The organism is Vreelandella rituensis (assembly GCF_003336665.1).
Lineage (GTDB): Bacteria > Pseudomonadota > Gammaproteobacteria > Pseudomonadales > Halomonadaceae > Vreelandella > Vreelandella rituensis.
In genome coordinates this window covers 1-16,907 of sequence record NZ_QPIJ01000050.1, presented here as the reverse complement: position 1 = coordinate 16,907, position 16,907 = coordinate 1, and the positions used below count along the sequence as shown (strand labels likewise).

Genomic DNA, 16,907 nt, shown 5'->3' with positions numbered 1-16,907 from the left:
TTATAAGGAAGAGCCAGGAACAGACCACGATTTACAAGAAAATTTCAGCCCTACTGAACCAACACAGACAAACGCCGCTGCCACAATTGCCGTAAACCCAAAACTCCACGGAAGGCCCCGCCGCCGCCCCTGAAGAAGGACACCGATGAACAAGATCATTTTTCCATTGAATCAAGGCATGAGCGGCGCATCGGTGGCCGATCTTCAGGACGCGCTGTTGGAACTCGTCAACCGGGAGGCCGTGCTCGCCACCGATCCAGACTCGAATCGCAGACAACTCCTCCTCGCGCTACGTCGCGAGCGTGGGAGTCAAAGCTACGGCCGTGCCACCAGCCGCCTGGTACAGCAGTTCCAGGAAGAGAAAAGACTGAGGACAGATGGCGTGGTAGGTGCGCGCACCGCCAACGCTCTCAATACCTTGCTCAGGGAACTCGGCCTGCTGCCGGAAGAGCCATGCCCCGAGCAGCCGGGCTTCGAGGTACGGGGCAAGGTGAGCCTGGCCAATGGGTCGCCGGCCGTCGGCTTGAAAGTTGTGGCGGTGGACCGGGACCTACGGCGTGAGCAGACACTCGGCGAGGCGCAAACCGACCGCAATGGCGGCTATCACATCCGCTATTCAGAGCGGCAGTTCCGTCGCGCCGAGAAACAAAACGCCGACCTGATCGTGCGGGCGCTCGGCCCGGATGGTGGCGTGCTGGCGGCTTCCGATATCCTTTTCAATGCACCTGCATCAGCCAGCGTGGATCTGGTCATCGCTGAAAACCTGCTGCTACCCGCATCGGAGTTCGAGCGCCTCGGTAGCGAATTGGCGCCGCTGCTGGAGGATGTACCGCTGGCCCAATTGACTGCAGAAGATGTTGCTTTCCTGGTCGGAGAAACGGGCATTGATGCGCAACATCTCGGCTTCTTCACGATCAGTCACCGCCTCGCCACTGAGACCCACTTGTCCCCGGCGTTCTTCTACGGCCTGGCCCGCCAAGGTTTCCCCGCGGCCCTGGCACCCTTACTCGCCTTACCGCCCTCGACGCTGCATAGCGCCATCGTGGCCGCCATCGAGGCCAATCAGGCTCCGCAGGCACTCAAGTCGGAGCTGGACGCGATCTTTTGGCGCTGGCAGGACCTCGTCGCGCAGTTCGCCGGAGAACCTGAACATCCGTCCGGAACGGGCCGACCGAGCACACCATTGCGTCTGGAGCAACTCGACACGCCGATCCGGGCCGCCCTGACCGCAGGCGATCGCGCCGCCTCGCACCTGCAAGCCAGCTTGAACGAACTCCTGCGTGAGCAACTCACTGCCGCGCTGAGCGAGCAGAGCCATACTACGCTGGCTGCCTTCACCCAGAGCATGCCGGAGATCGACCTGGCCACTCAGGCTGACCAGGATTTACGCCGCTTCATGCGCAACCAGGTCATCACGGCGCTGGTCTCCGATCGAGGCATAGCCGGCACCCTGAGTGAGTCGATTGACACCCTTTCGACGACCACGACCCTCGGAGAATTGCTCGGCCTGGATCAGCCGGTACGCCAGCATCCGTTGTTCAGCTTCGAGGCGAGCCAATTGCGCCTTTCCGCAATGCTGGCGACCGATCCCATTATTGCCGATGCGCAGCTGCAAACAGCCTTTATCGAGCGTTACCGCCGCCATGAGGGTGATATCGCCGATTTCTGGCAAGGCCTGCGGGAAGACCCCGTGTTCAAGCGGGAAGGCATCGTCGATTCCCTTCAGCGCACCCTGCTCTTCATCCGCCTGACCCGCGACAGCTTGCCGCTGACCCGCGCCCTCCAGAATCTGCGCGAGCAGCGAGAGGTGACCAGCCTTCGTGATCTGGGCAGGCTGAAACTGGACGATTGGCGAACGCTGATCAAGGCAGCAACAGATGCTGACGGCAACCAGGTCATCCCCGCTGTGATCCCCGGTGCCGACGAGGACGAGCGGCGGGACAATTACGCCCGCATCATCCTCGCGGATCTGGAGACGGCCTTTCCTACCGACTTCATCGCCGCTGTACTGGACGATGATCCCAGCGTGACAAACTTCTTCGCCAAGGCCCCTGAATTTCGCTTCGAGGAGCAGCGGATCGCCGATTATCTCACCACCCAAGGAGAAGAGATCTTTGCTGACCTCGGCGACGAAGAGCGTCAGACCCTGCGGCGCCGCCTGACCAGTTTACAACGGCTGTTCCAGGTGACCCCAAAGGCCGCCCATATCCGCGCCTTGCTCGATGCCGAACTCGACTCGGCCTACAGCGTCGTCGCCGTGCCGCGTAAGTCCTTCCTGGCCACGCTGGCGGATCGCCTGGGCGGCGAGGAGAACGCCGCGCTGATCTACCGCAACGCCGAGCGCATCGCCGCCCTGACCCAGCAGGTCTTCGTCTCGACCCACCAGGCCCGCCATGACGTCATTCCCTTTGTGATGGGTGGCGGATGGGCCAACTGGACAGCCGATATGGACACGCAAATCCAAGCCGGTTCGCCAACCTTGGCTCAGTTGTTCGGCTCGTTGGATCTGTGCGCCTGTGAGCATTGCCAATCCCTGTACGGACCGGCAGCCTACTACGTGGAGTTGTTGCAGTTTCTCGGGTGTTGTCTGGGCCCGCGATCGCTCTTGTTGCAGCGACGGCCCGATCTGGTCCACATCCGGCTGAACTGCGACAACGCCATGACGCCGATGCCCTACGTGGATCTGGTCAACGAGGTGCTGGAATACGCGGTCGCCCATGATGCGCTGAATGAGGCCGCCGCCAATAACACCGAGGGCGTGCCGGCTGCCGAGTTGAAGGCCAATCCGCAGTACGTGGTCGATGAAGCCTATACGCGGCTGAAGGAAGCGAAGTATCCCATTGCACTGCCCTTCGACCGTGACGTCGTCACCGCCCGGCTCTATCTGGAACACCTCGGTAGCAGTCGGCACGAGGTCATGCACCTCTTCCTGCCCGATGATCTGGCAAGCAAAGAACGGCGATTGGATGCCGAGCGGCTTGGCTTGACCGCTGCGGACTACGAGATTCTGACGGCAACCCGACTCGATGCGATGCCCACGTCCCAGCCCATCCACGAGCTGCATGGGAATCTCACCGAAACAATCTCACATCTCGTTGGTTCGGTCACCGAGTCCCATCCCTGGCACCGCTGGCCTATCGTGGTGCGTGGCTACCTGCAAACCACCGACCTCACCTACGAGGCGTTGGTGGATCTGCTCGCGACGCGCCTCGTCAACCCGGCACCCGCCAGCGACGATGCCCTGGTGATGGAATCGGACACCGATGACTGCGACCTCGACAGTCTCCGGCTTGAGCATCGGGACGGACGGGTGCCGGATGCCAAGACCCGCACCCGGCTACTGCGGCTCATCCGCCTCTGGCGCAAGCTCGGTTGGTCGCTGGTCGACCTGGATCGGGCCGCCGCTGCCCTCGGGCCAGCCACCACCGGCTATGCCGATGCGATCCCTCCAGACTTTCTGCACAAGCTGGCCTTCGTTCAGACCTTGCAACAGCGGCTCGGTCTGCCGCTGGATCGCTTGTTTAGCCTCTGGGCCGACATCGACACCCACGGCGAGGACTCGCTCTATGCCCGGCTGTTTCTGAATCGGGCTGCCCGGGAATTCGATGAGGCCTTCAAACGCAGTTTTCTGCTGAATATGTATTTACTTGGCAACAAGAACCTCACGGATCATGCCTCAACTCTGCTGGCCGCCTTCCGCATCAGTGCCGCCGAGCTCGACCTGATCCGCGCGGATGCCGGACTGGCTGATACCAACACTGACAACGCCAAGCTCAGCCTGCCCAATGTCTCCCTGCTGTTCCGCTACACCGTCCTGGCCCGTGGGCTGCGCTGGCGGGTCGCTGATCTGATCGCGCTCAAGCAGTTATCGGGCGTGGAGCCTTTCGGCACACCCGACCAGACGGCGGCGTTTGTTGCCCTCGCTGATCAGGTCACGGCTTCGGGCTTCTCCCTGGCGCAACTGACCATGCTCTGCACCAGTGAAGCCCCGGCGACCGCACCGGCAGTCCTGGCGGAGCGGCTGAGGCTGGCGGCGCAACTGCGTACCGGGCTGGCCGCTGTTGCGACCGACACGGAAGTACCGGAAATGCTCGACCTGGCCACGACCCGCACACGGCTGGAGCAAGTGCTTTCCCCCGGGCTAGCCGAGCGGGTCACCACGATCCTGCAAGACGCGGTCGCCACCTGTTGGACACCTTTCACCGCCGAACCCGAGGCCGCCGTTCTTGCCGAGCCCCGGCTTCGATACGACCACATCGGCCAGCGCCTCGGCACCATAGGCGCCCTGAGCCAGCCGGAACGCGACCGGCTGCGGGGACTATCGGGTGAAGCGGCCTATCAAGAGGCCATCGATAAACTCTTTGCGGACGCGGAGACATTTCGAGCTGAGGCCAGGGTTTTGCTCGTTGACTGCTTCGGTGATCGGCTTGAGTCCGACACCATCGCGCAACTGCTCTCACCACCCGACCTGACCCCGGAGAACGCGCCTGATCCCGATGCCCTGAACGACAAATGCGCGCTGCTACTGAACCAGTTGCTGCCCTTCCTGCGCGACCGGCTCAGCCGTCGCCTAGTGACGCAGTCCCTGGCCGAGGCCCTGACCCTCGAGCCTGCGACCGTCCAGGCCCTGCTGGAACGCGATCAGTTACTCGCAGGCTTGTTGAATACCCCGGCAGGGGTCGCAGGCATGCCAGGCTTCCTCGATCTGGCCACACCGGGTCTGACCCTGACCTGGTATGCTGCGCAGAACCTGGAGGGTCCCGGGGAGACCGCAACTGTTCCGGCACCGCACCTCGATCAAGACAATCCCGGACATGCGGCCCCGATCTCGTCTGCAGCCCGGAGTGCGAGCTGGGAGGCCTGGTTGCTGGCGCCGAGCAGCGAGGACTATCGATTCTCGGTTACCGGCAACGTCGCTCTCAGGCTGACGTTGGACGGAGAACCGGTTGACCTCTTGACCTCCAAGCCAATCCGCCTGGAGGCTGGCCGTTTCTATCAGCTTTGGTTGGAGGCCTCGCAACTCGATCCGACTACCGCCAGTCTGGCCCTTGCCTGGCAGAGCCCGACGACCCCACGCATCCTGGTGCCCCCGGAGCAACTCTATCCCCGGACGGAGATTGATCGCTTCCTCGTTGCGATGGCACATCTGCATCGTGCGGCGTTGCTGATCCCCGGGTGCAAGCTCAGCACGGACGAGCTGGACTACCTGGCCGGCGTCCATTTCCAGAGCACGGTCGCAGACGTCCCGCCCGGTGGGCCGCACATCTTCGCGCGCTGGCGGCGCATTCAGGACTACGTATCCCTGCGCGACCGCCTGCCCAGCAGCGAGACCCGATTGATTGACCTGTTCACGAGCGCCGCCCGTGCAAACGCCAGCAGTGCCACAGAACTCAGCGACAACGTGATTGAGCAGCTTCGCACCGTCACCAACTGGACCAGCGACCTGGTACCGAGCGATTGGCTCCGGGACTCACCCTTTGCGGTGAACCATGAATCCTTACGCGACGATCGCTACCTGCGTCGGCTGGAATCCCTTGTCGCGCTTGCCAGGCGCCTGGGTATCGCCCTCGCGGAGCTGGAGCAATGTGCCCAGGGCGCAACAGCGCAGGACATCAAGAACAGTGTTCGAGCCAAATATGACGATGCCGCCTGGTACGGCATCGCCGGTCCGCTCAACGACCGCCTGCGTGCACAAAGCCGTGATGCCCTGCTGGCTTATCTGCTGCACCAGCCCTTTGCCACCAGCCACCAGATAGCCACGCCAAACGACCTCTACGCCTACCTGCTGATTGACGTGGAGATGTCGCCCTGCATGATGACCTCGCGCCTCAAGCAGGCTATCGCCTCGGTCCAACTCTTCGTGCAGCGTTGCCTGATGAATCTGGAGGCGGAGGTCAGCCCCGATCTGCTGGATGACGAGCAGTGGGCATGGATGAGCCGCTACCGGGTCTGGGAGGCCAACCGCAAGGTCTTTCTCTATCCTGAGAACTGGATCGAGCCGGAACTGCGCGACGACAAGACCCCCTTCTTCTGTGAACTGGAGGCCCAACTGCTCCAGAACGATCTAACCCCTGAATATGTCGAGACCGTCTTCCTCAACTACTTGAAGAAACTCGACGAAGTCGCCCGCCTGGATATCTGCGGGATGTACTGGGAAGGCAAGCGCGATGGCTGCCTCCGTGGTGAAGGCATCCTGCACATCTTCGGGCGCACCTTCAGCGCCCCGCACAAATACTTCTACCGCCGCTGGCTCGAAGGCGAAATGGGTAGCGGCACCTGGACAGCCTGGGAAGCGCTGAACCTCAACATCGAGTCCGACCCAGTCGATGGCGGCGTGCATCTTATCCCGGTCGTCTTCAACCGCCGACTGTATCTATTCTGGCCGTTGTTTACGGAGAAGCCAGAACCCGGCAGCAAGGAAGACCCTCCAAAGACCTATTGGGAGATCCAGCTTGCATGGAGTGAAAGGTGGGAAGATAAGTGGTCGGCCACGAAGAATACTTTTTCAACGTATCCAAGCAGTGTCGAATGGCCTTCAAGTAAGGACATAACACCCCGACAACACACCTTTTTCTCAAACAAAAAAGGTTCTCAATTGGAAATACGTTGTTTTTGGGACTTTGGGAATCCTGTTCAATTGCTATCGTTCTATTTCAGCGCTGGCCCGTTGAATCCATCAGTCACAGGCTCAAAAACCTGGGTTGATTTTCCTGGACCAGCAAGCACCGAAATTAATTTCATGGGCTATCGACGCACTTTTCAGGAAGGTGTTTGGCTTATGCCGCTCGCCTTTCCGCATGAAATTCTGAGATATACCTACGGTCCCTGGAAGCTGCTTGCAGCGAACGATCAAGAACACCTGAATTCACGTGCTAGCCAACGCTTCTTTTTTGGCAGCGGCAACGACACCTTTTCCGTTAGGCCCCTCGTCGAGTCCTTTGCGATCCCACCCTCCCCCGATCAGAAGATCGATTTGCCCCCGGCTTACAAGATCGACCTGCGCATTCCAGAAAAGCGGCTGAACCGAGACCACTGGCTTGGCCCGATCACCAATGTGCCGATCTTCGCCAGTGCTGTGGTAACTGCTATCCGGTCTGGCCCAGGCACCGCAGGTTCCGTCGCCATACGCAACACTGATGGTTTGGGCTTCGCGAAAGACCTGCAATTGGAAACGGCACCTTTGTTGGAAGACGTGGCACCGCAGACGTTTTCCTTCGAAAAACTGCGCTTCGAGTTGCACTACCATCCGCGTGTCTGCAGGTTCATCGAGGCACTGAATCGTGACGGGATTCCCGGTCTCTTGACGCTAGAGAATCAGCAATCCCTGTTACATCAGCCGTCCTTCGCTGCTTTATATAACCCAAATGATGCACTCGTAACCAGACCACATCCTGTCTTTGGCGAAGTCGATTTCGAGCCTGACGGAGCCTATTCGGCCTACAACTGGGAGCTGTTTTTCCATATCCCGCTGCTGATCGCCACACGCCTGATGCAAGATCAGCGTTTCGCTGATGCCCGCACCTGGTTCCACTACATATTCAATCCCACCACCAGCGCCAAGACCAAGGATCCAGACAAGCCTTGGCAGCGCTATTGGAACCTGGTCAAGTTTCGCGAGACCGAACCGGAACGCATTGCTGCCCTATTGCGAACACTAAGCGACGATAGCAAGGATCCAGAAGTCCAGAAGCAGCGACAAGTGCTGCAGGATCAGATTGCCGACTGGCACAAGAACCCGTTCCAGCCCCATCGCCTGGCTCGGCTGCGCCTCCAGGCTTATCAGAAATCCGTGGTCATGAAGTACATCGACAACCTGATCCAGTGGGGTGATCGCCTGCTCCGCCAAGACACCATCGAGTCGATCAACGAAGCCACCCAACTCTATCTGCTGGCCCAAGACACACTCGGTCCACGCCCACAGCAGATCCCGATGCAAGGCAAGGTCGAGGAGCAGACCTATACGGAACTTCGCAAAGAAGGTATTGACGAGTTCGGCAATGTCCTAGTGCCTTTGGAAGAGGCTTTGCCCCCGCCTGCACTGGGCCTGGCTGGACGACTCGAGTTGTTGAACCCCACTCTCAGTAATGGTGGCAAAGCCATTCTGTCGGAGATGAACACTTCTGTCTCGCCCACCGCGCCCTGGCAGCATTTGGCCCTACTACCTGGCCTGGGCGCAGACACGAACGCTTCCTGCCAAACCCTCTATTTCTGCATCCCACAGAACGACAATCTGCTCGGCTATTGGGAGAGGGTCGCTGATCGCCTGTTCAAGATCCGCCACTGCATGAACATCGAAGGGGTCGTGCGGGAATTGCCGCTCTACGAACCACCGATCGATCCGGCCCTGCTAGTGCAGGCAGCAGCGAAGGGCATCGATATCGGCAGCGTCCTGGATGACCTCAATGCCCCGCTTTCTGTGTATCGGTTAGAGTACCTGTTGCCGAGGGCACTGGAACTTTGTGCCGAGCTCAAGGCCCTCGGCGGACTGCTGCTCTCCGTGCTCGAAAAGCGTGATACCGAGGCGCTATCCAACCTGCGGGCCAGCCACGAGGTGGCGCTGCTCAAGCTGGTGCGTGAAACAAGAGTGAAACAAAAGGAAGAGGTGGTACAGAACAAGCTCGCCTTGGAGAAAACTCGAGCGGTCACTGCCGCCCGCGAAGCCTTCTACGTGGAGCGGGTCAAGGAGACTGAGGAGAATCGGCGGTTGCCGGAAGAGACCGGACAGCTCGCACACCTAGAGGCCGCACAGGACTACCAAAAGAAGAGCCAGATGGTCGATATGCTCGGTGGCATGCTGGGATACATGCCTAATTTCACGGTAGGACCTCCTACCACCGTTGAGACAACCTGGGGCAGCAGCAATCTGATGTCCGCATTCGGCATGGTTTCCCATGCCTTCAGCATGGATGCTTCGCGTCATAGCCACAACGCAAATCGAGACAGCATCCTCGGCCAATGGAGTCGCCGCGCCGAAGACTGGTCACTGCAACATCAGCTTGCGCTGAAGGAACTGGAACAGATCGACGCCCAGATCACCGCCGCCGACATCCGTATCCAACTCGCCGAACGGGAACTGGCCACCCACGACCACCAGATCGAGCAGGCAACGGCGTTGGAGGAGTTTCTGCGTGACAAGTTCACCAACCAGGAGCTGTACGCCTGGATGAAGGGCCGCATTGCGGGCATCTTCTTCCAGACCTACAAACTGGCCTACGACCAGGCCAAGCGCGCCGAGAAGGCGCTCCGTTACGAACACGGGCTGGGCAGCACGAACCACATCAAGTTCGGCTACTGGGACAGCCTGCGTCAGGGCCTGCTCGCTGGCGAGCAATTGCACCATGACCTCAAACGCCTCGAACAGGCGCATCTCGACCAGAACCGGCGCCACTACGAACTGACCCGCCACATCAGCCTGTTGCAACTCGACCCGCTGGCGCTAATCGCTCTGCGCACCACCGGCCATTGCTCCTTCCACCTGCCCGAGGCTCTATTCGACATGGACTGCCCCGGCCACTACTTCCGGCGCATCAAGACCGTCGCCCTCAGCATCCCCTGCGTCACCGGCCCCTATGCCAGCGTCAACGGCACCCTGACCCTGTTCAAGAGCAATGTGCGCACCACAGCGGCGCTGAATGAGGGTTACGCACGTGCGGAGAACGGTGATGACACCCGCTTCCGCGATGACTTCGGCAGCCTGCAATCCATCGTCACCAGTTCGGCCCAGAACGACAGCGGCCTCTTCGAGCCCAACCTGCGTGACGAGCGCTACCTGCCCTTCGAGGGCGCCGGTACGATCAGCGAATGGCGTCTGGAATTGCCGGATGAGCATCGCCAGTTCGACTATGACAGCATCAGCGACGTGATCCTGCACTTGCGCTACACCGCCCGAGAAGGCGGTGGCTTGCTGCGCAAGAACGCGATCACGAATGTTAAAGAGCTAATCGCCGAAGGTGAATCGTCAGGTTCAATACGCTTGTTCTCTGTGAGACACGAATTCCCTGCCGAGTGGGCGAAATTCACGAACCAGACACCGTCCGCCAACCGTTATGAGCTGAAATTCACCCTGCGGTCGGAACACTACCCGTTCTGGAGCCAGGGACTGGTCAAGGAGGTGACGCGCGTGGACGTCCTGGCTGCGAGTAAGATTACTCCGATCCCCGACAGTATCGACATTGCTGACAAGGCTGATAAGGACGACGGCACCGCGAAGTGTGACTCGCTCACCAAGGATGCCAGCCTAGATGGGATCCTTGTTGGGCGGCTGAAAAACATACCCCTGCCCGAAAAACCGACCGGAGAGCTAAAACTGTACTTTGACAGTGCGGACCTGAGTGATTTATGGATAGCAGTGAGTTGGGTTGGATAGAAACGGCGCTTGGGGTGTGAACTACTCGACGCTGATGTGTCGAACTTCAAGGTCGTGTCAGGCTGCCGTACCGCCATCCACTTCCTGCTTTTTTTACGCAACGCCGAGATTCTTCCAGCAACGTCTTACCTCCGTAGTCAGATCCCCGAAGGCACTTTGAACGTCCAATACTGGATTGCGCAAAACGCCTCTTTCCAGCAACTCTGTCCCGGAGTGATCTAATTTATGGTAGCGCCCTGCTCTCGGGTCGTTGCTCTACCACTATGGGCGTGTTTTTTACTTAATACTTAAAATAACGGTATAAAATATATGGCGTCCTTACCGCGTCCGGCATGCGGTGCCTGTCAGGTCAAAGTGCCTTTGGAGCGCACTGTGTAGACAGACACGTTTGCCGCCTTCGATCAGCACCACGACAGTACTTGGCACCCCGTCGCTGCCATTTACACCGGAATAGTCTGCGTCAGACGGCCGGGCCGAGGAGTCTGAATGCGCGTGGGATGGTTCGGACGCGGGAGTGAGCAGAACCACCACCAAGTTGCGCCTGACCACGCGCCCCACCTCTTCCCTACAAGCTTTCAGCACATGGTACTACGAGATGTACATCAACGCCTGATCACAGAAGGCTTGGGCTGACGCTTCGAGAGGGAAGTTTTTCGCCCAGGCGAGGCCGACATTCATGGCGGGGATGGGGTTTGAGAGTTCAACATGCTCAATACGCCGTCCCTCCAGCGACCAAGGGCGATAGACCAAGTCAGACAGGATGCTGACGCCGGTGCCGTTGGCTACTAAGCTACGCACCGCCTCTACCGAGGTGGTCTGGAAAAGGGTGTTCGGTTTGAGCCCCGCTTGCTGCCAGTAGCTGATGGCCGTCTGATCGGCCTCGTCCACCGTCAGCATGATGTAGGGATAATAGGCCACATCACGCAGGCTGACAGTCTCCAGTGACAACAGCGGGTGATGGCTGCAGACCCACAGCCGGCGCGGTGAGCGAGTTAGCGGTTGGCATTCGATAGGGGCATCGGAGCCGAGGTTCGAGATCAGCACGATGGCCAGATCGAAACGGCCCGATAGCAGCCCCCGCTCAATTTCCGGGCGCGATACCTCATACAGATGCAGCTGCACCGAGGGATAGCGACGCTGAAATCTGGCCACCAGTGATGGCAGGAAGTAGCCCGCGACGGTGTAGCTCACCGCCAGCTCTAGGCTACCTTCCATCAAGGGCTGGTGATCCTGAAGATTGTCGAAGGCCTCGTCGACGGCCTGGAATATATGGATGACCTGCTGCTGGAAGCGTACACCCTCCTGAGTCAGCCGCATGCCTTGTGCTGTACGCTGAAACAGGGCCACCCCCAACTGTTCCTCGAGCTCTTTGACACCTGTGGTGATTGAGGACTGTGAGACATTCAGATCTATTGCGGCATGCGTAACTCGGCCGCTGTCGGCCACGGCTAGAAAATAGCGCAGCTTGCGCAGCGAGGGATCTCGGGACATGAAGAGTACGCCTAGCATTCGGATTTATTGAAACTGTAACGCAAGAATTGATAATTCCAAAAGCTTTCCGAGGCTGCCAATATTAGATGCATAAGTATCTTGGAGTGTCACAGATGAAATTAACAATCGATCTGAATGCGGACATGGGCGAAGGCTTGGGCGCCTGGACCATCGGGGATGGTGTCGATGCCTCGATGCTGCCTCTGATCAGCACCGCCAACGTTGCCGCCGGCTTTCATGCCGGCGACTCTACCACCATGGTCAACACCCTTCGTGACGCGGCCCGACATGGTGTCGCAATAGGCGTTCACCCTGGTTTTAACGACCTGATCGGGTTCGGGCGCCGCCATATCGACGCCTCGCCGGAAGAGTTAGTCAATGATGTGCTCTATCAGCTGGGTGCCCTGCGCGAACTGGCGAATCGTGAAGGCCTTTCGCTACATCATCTCAAGCTACATGGTGCCCTCTTCATGCATGCCGCCCGCGATGAGGATTTTGCCCAGGCACTATGCGCCACACTGCAGCAATCGGCATCAGAACTGCCGATCTACTGCCTCGCTGGCACGGCCCTGGATCTTGCCGCCGCCGAGCGGGGCCTGCCCCGCGTACACGAGTTCTACGCCGATCGGGCCTATGACGATCAAGGCGGCATCGTCTTCGTACGGCGGGTAGCCCGCCTGGATCCCGACCAAGTGGCGAGCAAGGTACTGCGCGCCTGCCATGAGGGTGTAGTGGCAAGCACCAGCGGCCGGCTCGTACCCGTCAGCTTTCAGTCAATCTGCATCCACAGCGATACACCAGGAGCACTCGAACTGACCAAGGCCGTTCGCGGGGCGCTGGATGAGGCCGGCATTACGGTGAAGGCGTTTTCATCCTGAGCGTTCCCAGCAGACGGTCTTCGGTAGCGGCAATCATGCTCCAATCGCCTAGTTCCAGTAAGACCCACGAATAAAAAGGAAAACACCATGATCCCTAAAGACTTTGCAATTGAAGAATTGACGATAGATGACATGCAAGCGCTGTTGAGGTCGGGAGAATTGAACGTACGCGACCTCACGCAGGCCTATTTGTCCCGCATCGAGGCGATTGACAGGTCGGGCCCCGGCCTCAATGCGATCATCACGGTCAACCCGCTGGCGCTTCAGGAGGCCGACAGGCTGGATGCCAAGTTCGCCACCAGCGGCGAGCTGAGCGGGCCGCTGCATGGAGTACCAGTGGTGGTCAAGGATCAGGTTGAAACCAAAGACATGATGACCACTTTCGGCTCGATCGCTCAAGACGGCTACCAGCCTCGCGACGACGCTACTGTCATCAAGAAACTCAAGGCCGCCGGTGCCATTATCTTGGCCAAGACGGCGCTACCTGACTTTGCCTCCTCTTGGTTTGGCTTCTGCTCAAAGCTCGGCGAAACGAAGAATCCCTATGTGCTGGCTCATGATCCCGGCGGTTCAAGCAGTGGCACTGCCGCCGCCGTAGCGGCGAATCTGGCATTGGTTGGGGTAGGTGAGGATACCGGCGGTTCCATTCGCCTGCCGGCCAGCTTCTGCAATCTAGTGGGGGTCCGGGTCACTCCAGGGCTAATCAGCCGTGACGGCATGTCACCACTGGTGGTGTTCCAGGACACCGCGGGCCCTATGGCGAGGACAGTAAAAGATGCCGCCAAGCTGCTGGACTCCATGGTGGGATATGACCCTAAGGATGAGTACACTACGGCGGCGCTGATTGCCGGGCACAAGGGGAGTTATGTTGAGGCTACCGAAAACGCCAGTCTCCGGGGGACCCGTCTGGGGGTGGTCCGAAACGCTTTCGGCACCGATGACAATCCCGACGCAGCTGCCGTTAACCGGGTCATGGCGGATGCTTTGAACGCTGCCCGGGAAGCAGGCGCCGAGCTCATCGACGTGGAGATTCCCGACTTGATGGAGCACATCCTCGAAACCTCTCTCTACCTATCGCACTCCCGGTATGACATCAATCGCTTCCTGGCCTCGCGGGACAACATGCCTATCAAGAGCCTGGAAGAAATCAAAGAAAAGAAGTACTACGACCCTTCACTTGATCTGCTGGAAGCCATTTTCGAAGGCCCGGAGCATCCTGAGGACGACCCAGAGTACTTTCGAAAACTGGCTGCCCGCGACAATTTCCAACGACTGGTTGTCGGCATTGTCGCCCAGCACAACCTTGATGGCCTGGTGTTTCCATGCACCCAGATACTTCCCCCTAGCAAGCAGGCCGTTCGAGACGGCAAGCATGAGGTCCTGAGTTTTCCGACCAACACGCTGATCGCCTCGCAGACCTGGATGCCATCGATCTGCCTGCCGGCGGGCTTCAGCGAGGAGGGGCTGCCGGTTGGCATGGAGCTGGTGGTGCTGCCTTACCATGAGCCTTCTCTGTTCCGGCTGGGCTATGCCTTCGAGCAAGCCACGCAATATCGCAAAGCTCCCGAATACAAGGATTAGGTCTTTCGAGAGGGCTTGACAATCCGCTTCCTAGGAAGCGGATTCTTGCTTCAAAGACCTTGCCTGAGGGAATGGCTTGGTTAACGCCGTAAAGTCTCAGTGGGGACTTTTACGGTGGCGAGCCAACCCATGTCCCCTATATCTCATATCTCATATCTCATATCTCATATCTCCTCAAGCGTAACTTCCCGAGCCCCCTAGGTAGGTCAAGAAGACGTCGTTATTGTGGTAACACGGTACTGATTAACAAGGTACCCTTCGGGTATCGCGCTATCCATCCGCTCACTAGAAGTAAGCGGTTTTCCGCGCTAATTGATAATCATCGAGAGACAAGGTGATGATACTTCCCTCTATCCGCTGGCGTCTTACCTAGTGATAGTACTAATGTCTGTTTTAGACCGGAGAACACCATGTCTTCCCCCCTCGTGACTACCAAATGGCTGCAGGAAAACCTGGATAATGAACGGTTGGTTCTGATCGACGCAAGTATGACCACTGTCATTGGTAAGGAGCCGATCGTTTATGACACCCCAGTGTGGATACCGGGTAGCCGCCAGATCGACCTGGAAGGAACGCTCTGCGACACCGGATCTTCCCAGCTTCACGCCTTTCCAACAGAGGAACAGGTCACTGAGGAAGCTCGCAGACTGGGCATTACGCCCGAAAGTCTGGTGGTTCTGTACGACAACCAGGGCATTTATTCGGCACCCCGGGCCTGGTGGATTCTTCGGGCTATGGGCGTCAAAGACGTTTTTGTTCTGAATGGCGGCCTGCCGCAGTGGTTAGCCGAAAGGCGGGACGTCGTTTCTGCGACCGTTGCGAATGCGGCCACGCCTGGCAGCGTCGTGGCCAACCTCGATCACAGCCGGGTTCGGGACTCAGCGTACGTTTTACAGCATCTGGAGGACGATCGGGTAACGGTCATTGATGCCCGGTCCCGTGCGCGTTTCCTGGCACAGGCGCCGGAACCCCGCCCTGGTGTGCGCGGTGGCCATATCCCCAATTCCCACAATCTGCCGTTTACCGAGGTGCTGGCGGGATATCGTTTCAAACCTGTCAGCGAGCTGGAGGCAACGTTTATAAAGCTTGCTCCGACCCTTCAATCCGGCAACAGGCACCAACTGGTGTTTTCCTGTGGCTCCGGGATCACCGCCTGCATCATTCTGCTGGCGGCCGAGCTGGCGGGATATGATCAGCTGTCGCTGTACGACGGTTCCTGGGCGGACTGGGGCAGCGACGAGTCGCTGCCAGTGGCTTAGTACTGCAGTTGTAGATAAACGCTATACGTCGTTGGCCACGATCTGTGAGCGAGCGAGGTACCCGGGGCTGAATGACCTGACCCTTGAGAACCTGCGTAAGCAAACCCGTGATTGGGAAGCGGCGTTATCCCCTGGCTGACAGAGCTGAGCGGTTACGTCAAACGCGCCGAGGCCCGGGAATGCCTCGGCGCCTATCTGCGGGGCCTATTGGGCGACGTCGAGCGACGCAACAGTTGGCAACTGGCGGAACATCAGGGCGACGCAAACCTACGGCTTCCAGCACCTGATCAACCGGGCCCGCTGGGATGAGGACGGTGTGCCCGATGCTGTGCGACAGCGTGTCTACGAGGCCCTGCGCGACGATGACGGGGTGCTGGTGTGACGCAATGCATGATAATCAGGCCAGGGCAGTCAGTATTGGCTGTCATCAGCCCCGGCTAATTATCTAGCCATAGTCGCATATTCACCACTCATCCCCCACCCGAACGCCGAGCTTGGGCAGCAGGTAGCGGTGCAGCAACAGGATCAGCAGGGTCACGCCCAAGGCGATAGCGAACACGCCCAGCGCGCCGCGAATGTCGTGCATCAGTCCCGGGGCGAACACCAGCACCCCGGCCAGCGCCAGCATGATGATGCCTCCGATGAGTTTGAGAATGCGACCGTGGCGTTCCTCGAAGCGATCGACACGGAAGGTGGTCAGGGCGGTGAAGAATATGACCAGCTCGATCGCCAGGTAGATCAGCAGATACAGTCCGAGCAGGAAGGTGAAGAACAGCCGATCAATATCGTGGCCGGAGACGATACCGCTCCACACTACCGGGAAGCCGGCAGTGCACGGCAGCTCGATGAACGCGATGCCAGCGGCCATCAGTGCGGTGGCGCCGACCAATGCCGGCATGGTTCGGCCCTCGGCGACCAGTCTGCGGATGCGCTTGTAGATACCCGGCTTGTGCTTCTCGTCGATGGTGAAGGAAATGCTGCGCTGAAACCAGAAATAGTCCTTGATATTAACCACAGCGAAGATTAGCGCGAATAGCGCTACCACCGGATAGATCCAGTCGGCCATCAACATCAGGTTGAGCACGCCGAACACCCCAACGTTGACATCCTCCCCCACCTTCAGCGCTAGCGCGCTTGTAGAAGGGGATTCCCTGGTCGTTACCTCCCAGGTTCCTGCTTCGCTGTCCGTCGCCTCAATGCCTTGGCATTGTCGGTCTTACACAAACTCCACAGGCGTAACTTCCCGAGTGCCCCTCGGTAGTGCTTCAACTCTCAGCACCGGCTAACAGCGCGGTGCCGGCTTGTAGGATGTTGCGGGCGGCATTGACGTCG

6 protein-coding genes and 1 pseudogene are annotated in these 16,907 nt (G+C 59.2%); 5 read left to right on the top strand and 2 right to left on the bottom strand.

Features of this window, described 5'->3' with window-relative positions; genetic code table 11:
• Positions 1 to 145 precede the first annotated feature (145 nt).
• Positions 146 to 10,366, top strand: a complete 10,221-nt coding sequence (locus DU506_RS16635; protein WP_114488018.1) for a Tc toxin subunit A-related protein — start codon at positions 146 to 148, stop codon at positions 10,364 to 10,366.
• A gap of 588 nt (positions 10,367 to 10,954) precedes the next feature.
• On the opposite strand, the gene DU506_RS16630 is transcribed toward DU506_RS16635, so the two are convergent.
• Complete coding sequence (locus tag DU506_RS16630; RefSeq protein WP_114488017.1) at positions 10,955 to 11,857, bottom strand: LysR family transcriptional regulator; 903 nt, start codon at positions 11,855 to 11,857, stop codon at positions 10,955 to 10,957.
• Positions 11,858 to 11,970: 113 nt separating this feature from the next.
• Here DU506_RS16630 and DU506_RS16625 point away from each other — a divergent pair, with 113 nt between their 5' ends.
• From DU506_RS16625 to DU506_RS22845, 4 genes and pseudogenes are all read left to right on the top strand, one after another.
• On the top strand, positions 11,971 to 12,735 hold the full coding sequence (locus tag DU506_RS16625; protein ID WP_114488016.1) for a 5-oxoprolinase subunit PxpA: 765 nt from the start codon (positions 11,971 to 11,973) through the stop codon (positions 12,733 to 12,735).
• Between the two features lie 87 nt (positions 12,736 to 12,822).
• On the top strand, positions 12,823 to 14,316 hold the full coding sequence (locus DU506_RS16620) for an amidase (protein ID WP_181870793.1): 1,494 nt from the start codon (positions 12,823 to 12,825) through the stop codon (positions 14,314 to 14,316).
• A gap of 410 nt (positions 14,317 to 14,726) precedes the next feature.
• Entirely contained in the window at positions 14,727 to 15,575 is an 849-nt protein-coding gene (locus DU506_RS16615; protein WP_114488015.1) for a sulfurtransferase, read from the top strand.
• 67 nt (positions 15,576 to 15,642) lie between these two features.
• A pseudogene (locus DU506_RS22845) lies at positions 15,643 to 15,954 on the top strand (transposase); the annotation flags it as partial.
• 84 nt (positions 15,955 to 16,038) lie between these two features.
• On the opposite strand, the gene DU506_RS16610 reads toward DU506_RS22845, so the two are convergent.
• On the bottom strand, positions 16,039 to 16,692 hold the full coding sequence (locus DU506_RS16610; RefSeq protein WP_114488014.1) for a hypothetical protein: 654 nt from the start codon (positions 16,690 to 16,692) through the stop codon (positions 16,039 to 16,041).
• Positions 16,693 to 16,907 lie beyond the last annotated feature (215 nt).